Below are 16,489 nucleotides of genomic sequence, written 5' to 3'. Positions count from 1 at the left end.
ATTGTTATCGATTCAACCGGCGCTTTGATTTGAAAGCAATGGTGTCAAGGTTGGGTTACATGGCTGCACGAACTTGCCCCATGCCAGCAAGGCTTCTCAAGCTGGCTGAGGTACAGTGGTAATCAGGTAAATGATTAGAATGTCAGACTATGCAGGCATTGAAAGTTCAAAGATGTTATACCTTTGTAGTTTACATAAATCTATTCCGACCCCAGCTTCGCCAATTCATTAAGAGCTGAGCGAATATCATTTACCAACTGCCGCTCATCAACTCCAACAACCTCGCCAAACTCAACCCGTAATTTGCCGTTAACAAACAGATAATCCACCTGAGCAGGTTCACCACACATCAGCGGAGACCATAATGGGGAATGGACAGAGACCATTCTCGGATTATCGATATTATATAAGACAACATCTGCAGCCTTACCGACGGCAACCTCTCCCACCCCATCAAGCCCCAGTATTTTCGCTCCACCCTGGGTACCCCACTGTAGAACCCGGTCAAGATGAGTGGCTTCTGCCCCATGCTGTGTTCGATGCAACAGCCAAGAGAGATTCAGCTCCTGAAGCATGGAAGCCGACTCTGCGGAAGCTGAACCATCGACACCAATACTGACAGGAACACCCGCTTCTACCATGTCAATCACGGGAGCAATACCACTCCCCAATCGACAATTCGACGTCGGGCAGTGACCAATGCCTGTTCCAGTTTCAGCCAGTTTTTGAATAGCATGTGCATCCGCCTTCACCAGATGTGCAAACCAGACATCCGCCCCCAGCCAGTCACAGGACTCAGCATAATCAATGGCACTCATGCCGTACTTTGCCAACGCCTGTTCATCGTCGTATGACACTTCGAGCAAGTGAGAGTGCATCTTCAGCTGGTGACTTCTGGCGTAGTCGGCCATCACTCGCAGATGATCCGGCTCACTGCCATGCACCAGACTGGTTGGCGCAACCACCAAACGTTTCATGGCTATGGGAGACGGATCATGATGACGGGTTCTTGTGCCTTCCAGAAGCGAAAGGTATTGATCCAGCGACTCGGACTCGACGGCAGATTTCTCCATCCCCCTATGAGAGCCATGCGTCGTTGTTCCACCACGACAGAGCACAAAACGAATACCCATCTCTTCCGCTGCCTGCCAAACTGCTGCTTCCACTTCAGGGCTGGTGTTTTTGTGATAAAGGTAGTGATGATCGGCACAGGTTGTAGTGCCGGAACGGAGCAGTTCATAAAATCCCAGACGGGCCGCCTGATACATCAGCTCTGGAGTAATCTTTGGCCAGAAGCGGTAAGGTACAGAAGCCAGCCAGTCACCAAGCCCCTGGTTAAGCCCTTCCGGAACCCCCTTTAAGATAGACTGGGCAAGATGATGGTGAGTATTCACAAAGCCTGGATAGGCGACACAGTTTGAGGCATCAATAATCCGTTCCTGGTGGCCTGACAACGGTAAAAGCCCTTGTCCCAGTTCAGTAATAAAGCCTTCTGAAATTCGAATGTCCGTTGACTCTGGTGAACCCGGCGCATAAACTGCCCTGGCATTTTTTATTAGAAAACTCATACACAGCTCCAAAATGTTCTGGTTTTATCACAGCAATCTTCAAGCCAGAGAGAGCGCACTTCATTGAACACTCAGCATATGCCGCTCATAACTTCAGGAAACAGTGACTGAAATAGAGACACTTCAAATAGTAACTGCCAACGGTTAAAGCAGCTGGCAACCCTGCCGCACCATTCTGGCGCACGGATACACAACAAAAATTTATTAATTCCAGATTTTCTCCATGATCCCCCTTTCATTTACGGTATTCCTTGATCTGGCACACCAATTGCTCAGGAGTCATTGCAAGTTTTTGCATTGAGTAGAAGCTGTCAAGGCGTCGCCTGGGTCATTGCTCAACGCACAACCACACTCAGTGATGGTCACGCGCCCGTCTATACGATGGCGTGGTACTGACAGTTCAGCCAGTGTGGCAGGCGTTGATACCCGGAGTTCTTACCTGCCCCATCATTGAGCCCATATAACCCAGTGGCAGGAAATACAATGACAACACCTCGATGGATACGAAAACTCTGCTCTTCACTGGCCTTTGCCATTACCTCCACACAGGCCATTGCCGCAGACCAGGTCACCTTTCAGCTGGACTGGCTGCCAGGCGGTGACAAGGCACCCGTTTACGTTGGCATTCATGAAGGCTTTTTTGCCGAGCAGGATATTGCAGTAAACATTGCGCAGGGAAGAGGGTCTACTGATGCCATCAGTAAACTGGCTACTGGCAACGCCGATATCGGCCAGGCAGACCTGGTTGCCCTGATGATGGCGAAGGCCAATGATCAGGTACCCGTAACTGCCGTTCACTCTGTTTTCAGTGAGGCACCCCACGCCTTCTTTGTACTCAAAGACTCGGGCATCGACAGTGCGAAAGACGTCGCTGGTAAAACCATAGCCACCTCCCCCTTTACGTCATCCAATATCTTTCTCCCCCTGCTTCTGGATTTGAACAATGTTGAAGAAGAGAGCATCAATCTGGTGAAAGCCAACCCGGGCGCCCTGAACCCGATGCTGATGACTGGAAGCACAGATGTGGTGATTTCCTGGCTGACCGACACTGAGCGCTATCGCCAGCAGGCCAGAGATGCAGGAAAGGATCTTGAAGTCCTCCCCTGGTACGACGCAGGCCTTGAGTTTTACTCAACGGCACTGGTCGCCTCCGACCGATTCCTTGCAGAACGCCCTGATGTTGCCAGGCGCTTTATCAAGGCTTTTGCCAAAGCGATTGACTATACCTGGAAAAACCCGGAAGCCAGTGGTGTGGCCATTAACAAACAGGTACCCGAGGTAGATGCACAGGTTGCCGCTGACACCATCAAGGCCATCAAGGGTCTGGTATATAACGACGCCAGTGCTTCCCATGGGCTTGGCAAATTTGATCCAGAGCGGCTGGCAACCACCTGGAGCTGGACTGCCCGGGCGCAACAGTTGGATATTGCCAGCTTTAACCCCGCATCTGCCGTAACCCCGGACAGCCTTAACGGAGAGTAAACCATGCGACAGTGTGTAGAGTTTTCCGGCATTTCTCACAGCTATGAGAAAGACTATGGCGAAAAAGTACTGGCGCTCAATAATGTCAATTTTACCATTGAGCAGCATGAGTTTGTTTCTGTCGTCGGCCCCTCCGGCTGTGGCAAGTCGACTCTGCTCAGATTGCTATCGGGATTGATAACCCCCAGCCAGGGGACAGTGCGGATTTATGACCAGCAGGTTGATGGTCCGAGAGAGGATGTGGGCATCGTATTTCAAAAACCGGTGCTCCTTCCCTGGCTGAACGTAATGGATAACGTGCTGTTCCCGGTAAAACACAAGTACGGCCGCATTACTCAAAGTCATCGTGAACAGGCCATGGCCCTTCTGACCATGGCGGGTCTGGAAGCGTTTGCTCACCATCGCCCCGATGAGCTGTCCGGTGGTATGCAACAGCGGGTAGGTATTACCCGCGCTCTGTTGCTTGATCCGGATATTCTGATCATGGATGAACCTTTCTCCGCACTGGATGCACTGACCCGTGAGCAAATGGGGTTTGATCTTCTGGGCCTCTGGCGGGAAAAACCCAAGACCGTTCTGTTCATCACTCATTCGATTTCCGAAGCGGTATTGCTGGCCGACCGTATACTGGTCATGAGTGAGAGGCCCGGTACGCTGGTCGATAATATTACGATCGACCTGCCCAGACCCCGTTCCCTGGACACCTTACAGCATCCTGAATTTGGCTATTACACGCGAGTACTGCGCGATTACATTTATCAGACTGACAGGGTGGCCGCATGACAATGAAAACCTTTCTGTCCCATAAAGTGCTGCCCATACTCGCGCTGGTCAGCCTGATTCCTCTGTGGGAGCTGATCTGCCGACTGTTAGAGATCCCGGTGTTTGTTCTGCCTGCACCCAGCGATATTGCCAAAGCTTTTTTCCAGGTTGAAAGCCAGCGCTGGGCTGGGCATCTGTGGGCTACGGTCAGTATTGCCCTTAAGGGGTTTCTGCTATCAATTGCCATCAGTATTCCCATGGCCATGATGATGGTACGCTCCCGGTTTCTGGCTCGGACGCTGTATCCTCTTCTGGTCATCATTCAGTCGACACCTGTCGTTGCCATTGCACCACTGTTAATTGTTATTCTGGGCACCGGTGAAGCACCAAGACTGGTCATTACCTGCCTGATTACTTTTTTCCCACTGGTGGTTTCTGCAACCACCGGCATGCTGGCAACGCCCCCGGAAATGATTGAACTGTCCCGGTCGCTGAAAGCGCCGGTGCATAAGGAGATCTGGCAAATTCGCCTGCCCTACGCAACCCCGTATATTTTCAGCGGACTGAAAGTAGCCATTACCCTGTCGATTATTGGCGCCGTGGTCGCAGAATTTGTCGCTGCTGAGCAGGGGCTGGGGTACTTCGTTCAATTCTCAACATCGTACTTTAAAGTTCCACAGGCTTTTGCCGCCCTGTTCTTTCTCGCTGCCGTCAGCCTGATCCTGTTCAAGCTGATCCAGTGGATTCAGAAAATCGGCTTTGCCTGGAGTCTGACCAAAACAGAGCTGTAACCCTTTATTTTTTCAACTCTGGAGTAGAAGCGGCGGGTTTCCTTCCGGAAATCAGGCATTGCTCCAATAACGGCAACTCTGCCCAACTATTGGAGAAAGACAATGCAAACCACCAGTCAGCAAAACTATTCACTGACAGAATTGAATCTGGAAAAAAACCTGGGCAGCCGGGGCACCGAGAACGATCAGAGAGCCATCCCAATCATTGACCTTAGCCGGTTTAACGAGAGAAAACCGGAAATCACTGAACAACTCTGGCATGCCGCCGTGGAAGTGGGTTTCTTTCAAATAAAAAATCATTCCATTGAGCTGACTGATATCAATAAAGCTTTTCAGTACTCTGAGCAGTTTTTCAGTCTGCCTATGGCGGAAAAAGAGCAGTACCCACTGAAAGATGGCCTGAATGCCGGCTGGGAGTTTCAGGCTCAGATTCGCCCATCCACCGGAAAAGCCGACCGCAAAGAGTCCTATCAGATTACCCGCCCTCATATGTCAGGGCTCTGGCCAAAGAGTCATGAAAATTCAACGACCATTGACGGGTTTCAAGATTTCTTATTGACCTTTGAGCAGCAATGCTGGCAGCTGGGTATGAGCATACTCTCCTGCTTTGCCGACAAGCTTGGCTTTCCTTCTGATTTTTTCCACAAAGCGCACACCTGGCAGGCAGAAGATTATCAATCCACCCTGCGCCTGCTGCACTACCTGCCCATGGAAGGCAAAGCGATACCCGGTATCTGGCGTGCAGGCGCCCACACCGACTTTGACTGTTTAACGATGGTTTTCCAAAAATCCGGTCAGGGGGGACTGCAGGTTTGCCCGGGTAAAGACAGTAAAAACAAACTTGAATGGACCAATGTGGTTCCTATGGACGGCATCATCACCTGCAATATTGGCGATATGCTGATGCGCTGGAGTGATGATCAGCTGAAATCCACCCTGCACCGAGTCAGAATGCCCAGACCTGATGAAAGCCAGGGTTCACGCTATTCCATGGCCTTTTTCTGCCAGGCCAATCGTAATGAGGTAATTCAGGGACCCAGGAAGAAGTATGAGGCCATTACTGCAGCCGATTATCTGCAGCAACGGATTCAGGCCAACTTTTAATGTTGCTTTGCTGGAAGGAAGCAATACTTCCTTCCAGCCTGCCAATACAGCTAATCATCGTTCCTGTCATAATCAGCATCACTCTTTATTTCAGCAAGAAAACCCGATTAACTTATAAAGAGGGGCTTTATGTACTATTTTCAGGTTGAAAACTCTCCCTCCTTAAAACGAACCACTCTTTTGAAAATCTCTCCACCTGAGACTTTATTGACTCATCAGGCTTTAGTGGAACCTCCTCAGAACTGGCAGCACGGAAAGACTCATCATTTGAATGAACAGCAATACTCACCAAATGGTTAGTATCAATAACAACTGACTGCCTTAATGCTTAAAATATTTTATGGTCTTTCCAATGATTCATGGAAGGAGTCAGTTATGACTTTAGGAATACCGTCAGTAATTCAGCACAATCATGCAGAACAACAGCGATTTCAGTGTAACGAGCCTGACCCGGAAAGGAGCATATTTGGGCATTCAGTAGCAAACATGCCAGATGTGACTACTACAAACCTGCCTCACCCACCAGTTTATTCAACGATCCCCGTTGAAGTTACTCAGAACTGGCAAGATGCCTATGAACGATTTCGGACAGTATGGACACCCAAACAAATCAGTAATCTCGAATTGGCCAACGCATTGAAATACGATGTATTGCCATTAACTCTGCTTGAAAGCAGGCCGTCAGACAAAAGCATTCGCAAGAGCGTGGAGCTCCCACAACTTAAAGAACATCTGTTTTATAAAATGCTGAATAAAGTGCTGTCGGACGATCAGCGTCAGGGGTTTCACCGAATCAGGCAGTCATTTAAAGCGCATGAAATATCAGATTCTGAATTGCTCACTGCCCTTTCACAAAAAATCATCATGCCTGGATTTAAAAGTAATCTCATAAAAAAGGAAGCAGAGCGCAAGAATTTCATTGATCATATTCAGTCACAAACTCTACGTAGGGTTATGGCTGAGCTATATGTTGACAAAACCCAGCAACAACCCTACCCAAAGCCAATTCTGAAGCGTAAAACCGGTTCCGTATTTCATCCTTTGAATGCCAGACAGGAGCCAGTTGCACAGCAGTCAACTCATCCAGATCAAAAAAGTGTGAAAGTAACTTTCGAAGATGTACCCCCTGGTACTGGTTCACTCACCAGCAATCCGGGTTGTCCTGTAGCAGGTGATAGTCCCCAGAAAGTTGTCACTGCACCAGAGCACCCTCGACAGTTACCCGAAAGTACTCAACCGGAACAGGCATTAGTTGCAGTGCCATACCATACAGCTGTATTCAGGGCTCTGCATCAAACTTATCTGCCTGCCGTGAAGTCACAATATGGTCTTGATCGGAAGCTGGTTCCTGCTGACGGAAACTGTTTTTTCACCAGTGCAGCAGCCCAAATACCCGATATGGATTCTGTTACCCTGCGCTTAAAAATGCATGAAGAAGCGGTAGAGCTGTTGAGCCGAAGCGATCAGGAAGCTTCAGAATTCTTCAGATGCAATGATGGATATGGCTATTCCCGTCATGAGCTGGAGGAAAAGGTCAGGAATGGCTCCATTCTGGAATCAGTGCCTGCAGACCCACAGAACTCTTATAAACATCTGTGGGGGTCTGAGAACGATTTGCCACTACTGGCCCGGGCAACCGGAAGACCGGTTAAATGTTTTGCCATGAGCCCATATGAACTCTCTGCAAAACCGGTCCCTATCTGTTTTGATGAAAAGGGACACCATTGTGAACCTTCAGAGATCCCTGCTCATCAGAAGCCAATATATCAACTATTTAATGGAGTTGATCACTACGATATTCTCCAGCCACTGAGTTACAGACAGCCAGATCTATCACTGGCGTCACAAAAAAGGCAGCACATTGTGACAGACTCTCAGGATAAAGTTTCCGCTGTCCACACCGTACCTGAAATTAAACTATCCAGGACATTCCGTCACAATTACCTTTCAAGAATATCCAGAACTCTTAACCTGACAGTGGATAATGCGCGGTTTGCACTTGATGATCGCTACAGTAAGGCTGAATGGTCTGAAATCATACACTCCTGCCTATTGTTCTGGGCTGTCAGGTTCCATGATCCAGATGCAGCGGAATATGCCCTGAGAAATGGCGCAAAAACTGATTTATGGGTCAATAAACTGCATATTGCTTCACTCTCGGTCAGCCATTTGAATCCATTGCATTTGCTGGCCGATCTGAATCAAAAGCCCTTCTGGCATGAAGGCGCAGAGCTGTCTATTCCCACAAAAGGTGGAGAGCCTTTCAAGGCTTACATTCCCTATGACAGGGAAGATGATGGTATGCGGGAGAGAGCTGGGCCGGGTAACAAACAGCAATTACTGGAAATCCTGCTGGCGCATGGGTGTGATATTCATCAGCAGACTCAAGATTGGGACAAGCTGAATGACAACCCTCTACACTGGGCTATTGCCTGGGGAGACACTGAAACTGCTCTGGCGATCATAGAACAGTGCTCAGATGATGTTCAGCTAATGAATTCGACATCTGGTCAAGTTAACCGAAGCAACCGAACCATGACACCTCTGGTGATGGCCATCCAGCGGAGTCTGATGGAGCCGGACCAGCTGGCGGTTGTAAAAAAGCTGGTGGCAACCGGGCGAGTTAATCTACAACAACCGGTATGTGGTTATCTCCCTGTCGAGTGGGCTTCCGTAATGGGTACCTCTGCTATTTACCGACTACTGCTGGCACACTCCACTGGAGCCCACCAGGCAGAGCAGCTTAGAAAATTAAGTTCCCATCAAGTTGTCAATAGGCCTCCATTCAGAGGTCCAATCATGGCACACTTCTGGGACAAAGAACTCAGATTTATAGAGGCACGCGATAACGACTTTTTTGATGCTGGGGAGCAGAAGACTTTACAATAAACTCCATAAGACATGGACACACCACTGGAGCATGTCGTTTGTCGATGAGAAATAGTCGAGATTCTGTTCTGGGACAATCGAGGCCCATCGATTGAGAACATAAACAGGATTGCTTTAATGATATAAAAGAACAGAGCCTTAGAAGGCAGGAGGCCACGCTTCCTGCCGCCTTTACCTTTTCAAATAGAAAAGATTGTTCTCTTAGTCAATGCCACCGATCCTAACTCATGCAATTATCGATAGAATCACTTATTCTAAAAGATCATTCTGAGTGGGATCTCAAGGTTGATAATCAAAGGCTTCAGCCAATCTCATAAACAATCCATAGCCCGGCAGTGCATACTGCTGGTCGGTATGGTACTGGCTGTATGCCTGTGGCAACGGGCCGGATTGGGCAGTACCTGCCCGATTAACGCTGATCATATTGCCAGTGGTTTCGTGAGTGCCTTCGACTCAGGCATTCAACAGGATATTCCCGAGCCCGTCGAGACGGAATGCGAGTTGAGTAATCACCTGGTTCAGGTCCAGTTGCAGCTTATTGAACCCGGAGCTTTGCTAGTTCCACTACTCCTTTTGATTCTTGCCTGGCTCTGCACAGGCAGCAGGATCACTCTTCTTTTTCTGACGGAACCGATTCCCCCCCATCGCAGGCATCACTTGGTACTGTGTGTGTTTCAGGAATAGACACAACCTAAATCGCTGACCATAGCAAGTTCACAGCAGTCTCTGTGGGCATGCTTTTCTGTATTGCCGATTTGTGTCTATTTGGAGTACCTGACATTGAAACACCCTGTTAAAACACTGACTATTCTCTGGTCGTTTCTGAACATTTTGCTGCTCTCACTTTTGCCGCTGAAAGCGACGGCAACTGAGATCAGCACCGGCTGGTTAACCGACCCGAGACATCCACCTGTATCGCTTCGCTTTATGTTAACCGGAAAGGTGGATCTTCAGGCTAACACTGTCGAAGGTCTGCTTGAGGTTCAGCTTGATGGCGACTGGAAAACCTATTGGCGCTCGCCTGGTGAAGGCGGTGTCGCGCCCACTATGGACTGGAGTCAATCCGAAAACCTGACCGGGGTTGAGTGGCACTGGCCTGTCCCGGGTCGTTATGAGTTCCTAGGCGTGGAAACCCTGGGGTATAAAGAGCGGGTTGTTTTCCCACTGACACTTCATATTGACAATATGCAGGACCCGGTCTGGTTTCTTGGCACACTGACCATGCCCTCATGCACCAATATCTGTGTGCTTAACGACTATGAGCTGAGCCTGACTTTCCAGTCTGACCAGCTTGATCTCTCTGAACAGGCCCTGCATTTGTACAACCAGGGAATCAGCCAAGTTCCCAGGCCATCAAATACGGTTGAAGTGATGAGTGCCTTCTGGGATCAGGCAAAAGAAACCGCCACCTTCCAGATAACCAGATCACAGGGCTGGAAAGATCCGGATGTGTTCGTGGATAGCAGTAGCGATGAGCTGAAAAACTTCATCTTTGACACTCCGAATATCCAGGTAAACGGAGACACAATCACTGCCTCGTTCAAAGTGACCAACTGGCTTGAGCCCATTGATTTGCACAATAGAGCTCTGCCTCTGGTGATAACTGACCAGAATCTGGCCACAGAGCTGCAGGCAACACTGGGAAGTGAGCCTATCAAAGGGCATCAGGACAAAGGGCTGCTGACCATTATGGTCATTGCCCTGCTCGGTGGATTAATCCTCAACATCATGCCATGTGTACTCCCAGTACTGGGCATGAAATTAAGCAGCGTGATTGCTGCCCAAGGGCTGGAGAAACGGCAGATTCGCCACCAGTTTATGGCGTCTGCCGGTGGAATCATTGTGTCATTCTGGTTACTTGCGCTGTTTCTTATCACCCTGAAGATTTCAGGACAGGCTCTTGGCTGGGGGATTCAATTTCAAAGCCCCTGGTTTATCGGCATGATGGCTCTCGTGACCGCTATTTTTGCTGCCAATATGTTGGGGCTCTTTGAAATCAGGCTATCCAGCAATACGACTACCTGGGTCGCCACCCGTGGTGACAGCTCGTATTCAGGCCACTTTGTTCAAGGTATGTTTGCCACCTTGCTGGCCACCCCCTGCAGCGCACCTTTTCTGGGTACAGCCGTTGCCTTTGCCCTGGGGGCCGACTATCTGGTGCTATTTCTGGTATTCACCGCCCTTGCCATTGGTATGGCCATTCCCTGGTTACTGATCGCCAGTTTTCCGCAGCTGGCCAGCGTGCTGCCCAAACCGGGCCGCTGGATGAATACCGTAAAAAGCCTCTTTGGCTTGATGATGCTGGCTACGAGCCTATGGCTGCTTAGTCTGATGACAAACTTCATTGGTATCCCAGTAACGCTGCTCATAGGTATCATCTTTATAAGCGCACTGCTCTGGCGGCTTGGACGCATAAAAGGCAGCCGCTGTGTTGTCATAACACTGGCCTTTTTATGCTTTGTCTCCGCAGCCGGTTTGCTCTTCAGCTTCACCTGTGGTCGTCTGTCTACATCGTCTACGGCCGAGATTAACTGGCATGCCTTGGAAACAGAGTCCATAGCGACAGCAGTTGAGCAAGGGAACACCGTATTTGTCGATATTACTGCTGACTGGTGCATTACCTGTAAAGCCAACAAAGTCGGAGTGCTCCAGAAGGAACCGGTGTATTCACAGCTACAATCTGATGATCTGATAACCATGCAGGGAGACTGGACCCGCCCTTCAGAATATGTAACGGAATTTCTGCAATCCTATGGCCGCTTCGGTGTACCCTTTAATATCGTTTATGGCCCGGGAGCCCCGGATGGTATTGAGCTGCCTGTTATTCTAAGCAGTGAGGCAGTGATTAAGGCGATTGAACAGGCCAGAGGGAGTGCACAATGAAACAGGGAAATACTGAGAATAGTGAAACTGCCCAAAAGCCAGTAGAAAAAACGGGTCGGCTTAAACGCTGGCTGCGCGAAGCCCTATTCATGGTCATCATCTTTACCGTTGTCAGCGTTGCCGTCGATCTCTGGCGCGGCCAATCCCTGCCGGATGGAGTCATGCCAGACATGATGGTCACCACCATTCAGGGAGAAAATATTGATGTAAAGGCCCTCAGCCATGAACAACCGGTGCTGATCTACTTCTGGGCCACCTGGTGTTCAATCTGCCGCTTTGTTTCACCCACGGTTAACTGGATGAACAGTGATTATCCGGTGGTCTCCGTTGCCCTCTCTTCAGGAGAAGATTCCCGGTTAGCCGGTTACCTGAAACATCATGAGTACAACTTTCCAACGGTGAATGACAACAGGGGGGGTATTGCGCGGCAATGGGGAATAAGTGCGACACCGACTCTGGTCATCGTAAAAAATGGCGAGGTCGTGTCTTCAACTACCGGGATCGCTACACCACCTGGAGTCTGGCTGAGAATGCTGCTGGCAGGATAACTTAGCCAACGCTCCCAATTCGCCAATGATTCCTCATTGATAATTGAGATGGATGCCGCATCAGTAAGGAAAGGCATGATGCTGTCATCCATTACTTACTGATACAGCCCCTCATATTTTGTCTATCCTTTTTAATAATAAAGCTGGCAGTTATCGCTTTTTAAAAAAGACACTCTAACCATGGAACGGTAAAAATGATGAAAATGTTTAACTCAATACTGGCCAGCCTCGTTCTTGCCATACCGGCCACCAGTCATGCAATGGATCTCTATGCTTTTGCACGTGGAGGGGCTGCTTATACTGCGATCAAGGATACTGAAGCGGTCAACCCATTCATTGCTGCTGCAGGTGCAGGCACTGAACCTGATACTTTCCACGGGAGTATGGGAATAGCCAATGAAGAGAATGATCACAGCGTTGCAGTGGGTGCTTTCGGTGCCGGGCTTGTATTTAACCGCCATTTCCGCATGGAGCTTGAAGGATCTTTTCAGAAAGAATCTGATTACCAGATTGATGTTTCGCTTGGCTGGTCAGTATCAGGAGGACCATTCGATGCGACGCTTTATGGAACCGCGTACAACAACATCAGTATTGAGTCCGAAGTATACATGCTCAAAGCCTATTACGATTTCCCCTTGAATAAACACCTGGTCCCCTATGTTATGGCTGGCGCAGGCTATGCAAAAAATAAGGTTTCTGGAGTACAGACCTTCTCTGCAAACGCTAACTGGAACGAAAAATGGGATGATAACAGCAGTAATGAAATGGCCTGGACAGCGGGTGTGGGCCTTTCCTATATATTCAGTAAGCACCTCGCTCTGGATCTTGGTGTAGAACATCGAAACCTGGGACACTGGGAACTGAAAAACCTGCCTGCTACCGGTGACGAGTCACTAAAGGGTAAACTTGAATCCACCACACTGCTGATGGGCCTGCGTTACCACTTCTGAAACTCTGTCGATCCCCCCCTGCACAGGCTATAGCACAGTTCCTGTGCAGTACGCTCCCAGAACACCATCTTATACCAATTGCACTTTCTAACTCCCTATTGCGCTAACGGCCTGAAGCGTATTCCTGCGTTGAAGTTCCTCGCCATAGCTACGGCTATGACTCGTCACTTCGCCTTTATGCCCTTCAGGGTATTATCTAACACTCCCGTCCATCATGCTCATAACGGGCTTAGAAAGTTTAATTGGTATTAGACAAAGCCGGGTAAATAGAAGGCAAACTCCCGTCTATAATCATCAAGGCACTCTACATTTCGGTCATCCCCGTAGTGCAATTTAAGAGGATTCCGCTAATATAGCGCGCTTTTTGGAACATCGGTCATAATCTTCAGGCAAAATACTGCAGGGAAGCGTATGATTGAGATGGCCCAAGTAGCCTGAGAGCCTTCTTATTGATGACAGAGGCTCTCTCACCGTAAACCATTTTCAAAATACAGCCCGCAGGTCCATCTCCGGCCTACGCACCGCTCAGTCGGTATCGTATAATAGCGGTCTGTCAGTCAGGCAAGGTTAGTAGTCAAATATGACGAGTTTCGTTTCTGGGCAACGCTGGATTAGTGATACTGAGACCGAACAGGGACTGGGCACAGTGCTCACCTTTGACAGTCGCATGGTCACCCTGCTGTTTCCTGCAACCGGGGAAACCCGACTTTACTCCATAAACAACTGCCCTCTGACCCGCGTTGAGTTCAACCCCGGAGATCGTGTCGAAAGCCACGAGGGCTGGACCATACTGGTTACCGAGGTGATTGAGAAAAATGGCCTGCTGACTTACTGTGGAACCCTGCCTGATGGGCAAACACGTCAACTGCCGGAAGCTGAGCTGGGCAACCATATTCGCTTTAATAAGCCACAGGATCGCTTACTGGCGGGTCAGATTGACCAGAACAGCAACTTTACCCTGCGCTACAAAACGCTCCAGTATAACTACGGCCTGCGCAAGTCACCCATGCGCGGCCTGATTGGCCCTCGCACCAGTCTGATCCCTCACCAGCTACATATTGCCCGCGAAGTTTCCCAGCGCCATGCGCCGCGGGTTATGCTGGCTGACGAAGTAGGCATGGGTAAGACCATTGAAGCCGGCCTGATCCTGCATCAACAATTGATCACCGGCCGTGCCAGCCGGGTACTGATTCTCTTGCCGGAAAGTCTGGTGCATCAATGGCTGGTCGAGATGCTGCGCCGTTTCAACCTGCGCTTCAGTGTCTTTGACGAAGAGCGCTGCCGTCAGTCCCCGGATGAAAATCCGTTTAATACCGAGCAGCTGATTATCTGCAGCATAGGCTTTCTCTGCCAGGATGAAGAGCGTCGCAAACAGGCCCTGGAAGCGGACTTCGACCTGCTGATTGTGGATGAAGCCCACCACCTGATCTGGTCTGAAGAAGAAACCAATACTGAATACCAATGTGTTGAAGCGCTGTCCCAACAGATTCCAGGACTACTGCTGCTGACCGCGACACCTGAACAGATGGGTGCCAAGAGCCACTTTGCTCATTTACGCCTGCTGGACCCAGACCGCTTTCATGATCTTGCCGCCTTTGAAGCGGAAGAGAGCCGTTATGAGCCGGTTGCCGAAGCCGTTCAGGAGCTGCTTGGCAATGAAAATCAGGCGCTTCCGGCCCAGGCAAGAGATCATCTGATCAGCTTCCTGGGAGAAGACAGCAAGCCCCTTATTGATGCCCTGGATAAAGAACCTGATCAGGACGATGAAGAGGCACGAAGCACAGCCCGCACACAACTGCTGCGCCGCCTGCTGGATCGTCATGGCACCGGCCGCGTCATGTTTCGAAATACCCGCGCAGCCGTTGGCGGATTCTCTGGTCGTGCTGTTCAGGGCTACCCGCAGGTGCTTCCTGAACTCTACGAAATCGCCCTGGAAGAAGAGTCCAACTACCGACACAACCTCTATCCGGAACTGGCCTATCAGGCACAGATCCGTGTAGACGATATGGATCCATGGTGGAAAGTCGACCCCCGGGTAGACTGGTTGATGAACCTGCTCAAGCTGCTTAAGAAAGAGAAAGTATTGGTTATCTGTGCCAATGCAAATACTGCACTGGATCTGGAAAATGCCCTGCGCATACTTTCCGGCATCCCGGCAGCTGTTTTCCACGAAAACATGAGCATTATTGAGCGGGACCGTGCTGCCGCCTATTTTGCCGAAGAGGAGCATGGCGCCCAGGTACTGGTTTGTTCTGAAATTGGCAGTGAAGGCCGTAACTTCCAGTTTGCTCATCATCTGGTGCTTTTCGATCTGCCCGAACATCCCGACCTGCTGGAACAGCGTATTGGGCGACTGGATCGTATTGGCCAGACTGAAGCCATCAAGATTCACGTCCCCTATCTGCTTGGCACAGGTCAGGAGGCTCTGTTCCACTGGTATGATCAGGGTCTGAACGCCTTTGCCGATACCTGCCCTGCTGGCAGCATGGTTCAGATGCAACTGGGTGAAGAGCTGGTACCTTATCTGCAACCCGGCAGTCAAACCTCCACAGAAGCCATGGACACCCTGTTGAACCAGGCCACCCAGTTGAACCAGCAACAGATGGAACATCTTCATAAAGGCAGAGACCGACTTCTGGAGTTGAACTCCCGAGGCCTGATCTCCAATGAAGATATGATCAATGACATTGAAGAGCAGGAACAGCCAAGACAGCTCAAGCGGTTTATGGAGAAGCTCTTCGAAGGCTTTGGTGTTGAGGCGGAAGACTATTCCAAACACTGTCTGGTAATCCGGCCAGGCAGTCATATGATCACCACCTTCCCGGGCCTTCCAGATGATGGCATGACCGTTACATTTTACCGGGAAATGGCACTATCCAGAGAAGATATGCACTTCCTGACCTGGGAGCATCCGATTGTCTCCGAAGGTATGGATATGGTGCTGACCAGCGAGCTTGGGAACACTTCTGTCGCTTTGCTGAAAAACAAAGCCCTGAAGCCTGGCACTATGCTGCTGGAAGCGATTTATGTGGTGGAAACCAGTGCAGACCGGACCCTGCAGCTGGATCGCTACCTGCCAGCCACACCGATTCGCTGCCTGATTGACCCGGGATTCAACGACCTGTCTGAAAAGGTTGCGTTTGATACTCTGAATGCCCAGCTTCAGCCTCTGAAACGCGGCGTTGCCAAAAAACTGGTGAATGCTCAGAGAGCACCATTCCTGGCGATGCTGGATAAAGCCGAAGGCTATTCGAAAGATCGAGTACAACCCATTGTTAATCAGGCCTGCCAGAATCTGCTAACGGATGTGACCGAAGAAATCAAACGACTGGCGGCTCTTAAGGTCGTTAACCCGAACGTCCGCAGTGAAGAGATTGAATACCTGAAGAATCGCGCTGCACTTGGCCATCAGGCACTGCAGAAAGCAGTTCTTCGACTGGATGCCCTGCGGATTATGATTGCCGGTTAAACTTTCCGTCTAAAAAAAGACCGTTTCCAGAAACTGGCAACGG

Annotated in this window: 11 protein-coding genes and 1 pseudogene; 11 read left to right on the top strand and 1 reads right to left on the bottom strand. The window is 49.9% G+C overall.

What is annotated here, in order from left to right:
- A pseudogene (locus AK963_RS31935) lies at nucleotides 1-122 on the top strand (IS1595 family transposase); the annotation flags it as partial.
- 78 nt (nucleotides 123-200) lie between these two features.
- Here AK963_RS31935 and AK963_RS10750 read toward each other — a convergent pair.
- Entirely contained in the window at nucleotides 201-1,568 is a 1,368-nt protein-coding gene (locus AK963_RS10750) for an amidohydrolase family protein (protein WP_066015449.1), read from the bottom strand.
- Nucleotides 1,569-2,051: 483 nt separating this feature from the next.
- Between AK963_RS10750 and AK963_RS10745 the strand changes: the two genes are divergently transcribed.
- From AK963_RS10745 to rapA, 10 genes are all read left to right on the top strand, one after another.
- Nucleotides 2,052-3,050: an ABC transporter substrate-binding protein gene (locus AK963_RS10745; RefSeq protein WP_066015448.1), complete on the top strand. Its 999-nt coding sequence runs from the start codon at nucleotides 2,052-2,054 to the stop codon at nucleotides 3,048-3,050.
- A 3-nt stretch (nucleotides 3,051-3,053) separates the two neighbouring features.
- Nucleotides 3,054-3,833, top strand: coding sequence for an ABC transporter ATP-binding protein (locus AK963_RS10740; protein WP_066015447.1), 780 nt, complete (start codon nucleotides 3,054-3,056; stop codon nucleotides 3,831-3,833).
- On the top strand, nucleotides 3,830-4,603 hold the full coding sequence (locus AK963_RS10735; protein ID WP_083232579.1) for an ABC transporter permease: 774 nt from the start codon (nucleotides 3,830-3,832) through the stop codon (nucleotides 4,601-4,603). The genes AK963_RS10740 and AK963_RS10735 overlap by 4 nt, the downstream gene beginning before the upstream one ends.
- 102 nt (nucleotides 4,604-4,705) lie before the next feature.
- Nucleotides 4,706-5,707: an isopenicillin N synthase family dioxygenase gene (locus AK963_RS10730; protein ID WP_066015446.1), complete on the top strand. Its 1,002-nt coding sequence runs from the start codon at nucleotides 4,706-4,708 to the stop codon at nucleotides 5,705-5,707.
- A 375-nt stretch (nucleotides 5,708-6,082) separates the two neighbouring features.
- A complete protein-coding gene (locus AK963_RS10725; protein WP_139117352.1) occupies nucleotides 6,083-8,596 on the top strand; it encodes an ankyrin repeat domain-containing protein in 2,514 nt (837 codons plus the stop codon).
- Between the two features lie 285 nt (nucleotides 8,597-8,881).
- The gene (locus AK963_RS10720) at nucleotides 8,882-9,280 is read left to right on the top strand and encodes a hypothetical protein (protein WP_066015444.1); all 399 of its coding nucleotides are present in this window, start codon (nucleotides 8,882-8,884) and stop codon (nucleotides 9,278-9,280) included.
- 96 nt (nucleotides 9,281-9,376) lie between these two features.
- Entirely contained in the window at nucleotides 9,377-11,479 is a 2,103-nt protein-coding gene (locus AK963_RS10715) for a protein-disulfide reductase DsbD family protein (RefSeq protein ID WP_066015451.1), read from the top strand.
- Nucleotides 11,476-12,027: a protein disulfide oxidoreductase gene (locus tag AK963_RS10710; protein WP_066015443.1), complete on the top strand. Its 552-nt coding sequence runs from the start codon at nucleotides 11,476-11,478 to the stop codon at nucleotides 12,025-12,027. The genes AK963_RS10715 and AK963_RS10710 overlap by 4 nt, the downstream gene beginning before the upstream one ends.
- A 194-nt stretch (nucleotides 12,028-12,221) precedes the next feature.
- Nucleotides 12,222-12,977, top strand: coding sequence for an outer membrane protein (locus tag AK963_RS10705; RefSeq protein WP_066015442.1), 756 nt, complete (start codon nucleotides 12,222-12,224; stop codon nucleotides 12,975-12,977).
- Between the two features lie 580 nt (nucleotides 12,978-13,557).
- Nucleotides 13,558-16,446, top strand: coding sequence for an RNA polymerase-associated protein RapA (gene rapA / locus AK963_RS10700; protein ID WP_066015441.1), 2,889 nt, complete (start codon nucleotides 13,558-13,560; stop codon nucleotides 16,444-16,446).
- Nucleotides 16,447-16,489: the final 43 nt, after the last annotated feature.

It is taken from the genome of Endozoicomonas atrinae, from assembly GCF_001647025.1.
GTDB classification, from domain to species: Bacteria; Pseudomonadota; Gammaproteobacteria; order Pseudomonadales; family Endozoicomonadaceae; genus Endozoicomonas; species Endozoicomonas atrinae.
This window is presented reverse-complemented; position numbering and strand designations above follow the sequence as displayed.

Bases quoted from the DNA above. Each gene is read 5' to 3' on its own strand.
- AK963_RS10750 (WP_066015449.1), bottom strand. From the start codon at position 1,568: ATGAGTTTTCTAATAAAAAATGCCAGGGCAGTTTATGCGCCGGGTTCA.
- AK963_RS10745 (WP_066015448.1), top strand. From the start codon at position 2,052: ATGACAACACCTCGATGGATACGAAAACTCTGCTCTTCACTGGCCTTT.
- AK963_RS10740 (WP_066015447.1), top strand. From the start codon at position 3,054: ATGCGACAGTGTGTAGAGTTTTCCGGCATTTCTCACAGCTATGAGAAA.
- AK963_RS10735 (WP_083232579.1), top strand. From the start codon at position 3,830: ATGACAATGAAAACCTTTCTGTCCCATAAAGTGCTGCCCATACTCGCG.
- AK963_RS10730 (WP_066015446.1), top strand. From the start codon at position 4,706: ATGCAAACCACCAGTCAGCAAAACTATTCACTGACAGAATTGAATCTG.
- AK963_RS10725 (WP_139117352.1), top strand. From the start codon at position 6,083: ATGACTTTAGGAATACCGTCAGTAATTCAGCACAATCATGCAGAACAA.
- AK963_RS10710 (WP_066015443.1), top strand. From the start codon at position 11,476: ATGAAACAGGGAAATACTGAGAATAGTGAAACTGCCCAAAAGCCAGTA.
- AK963_RS10705 (WP_066015442.1), top strand. From the start codon at position 12,222: ATGATGAAAATGTTTAACTCAATACTGGCCAGCCTCGTTCTTGCCATA.
- rapA (WP_066015441.1), top strand. From the start codon at position 13,558: ATGACGAGTTTCGTTTCTGGGCAACGCTGGATTAGTGATACTGAGACC.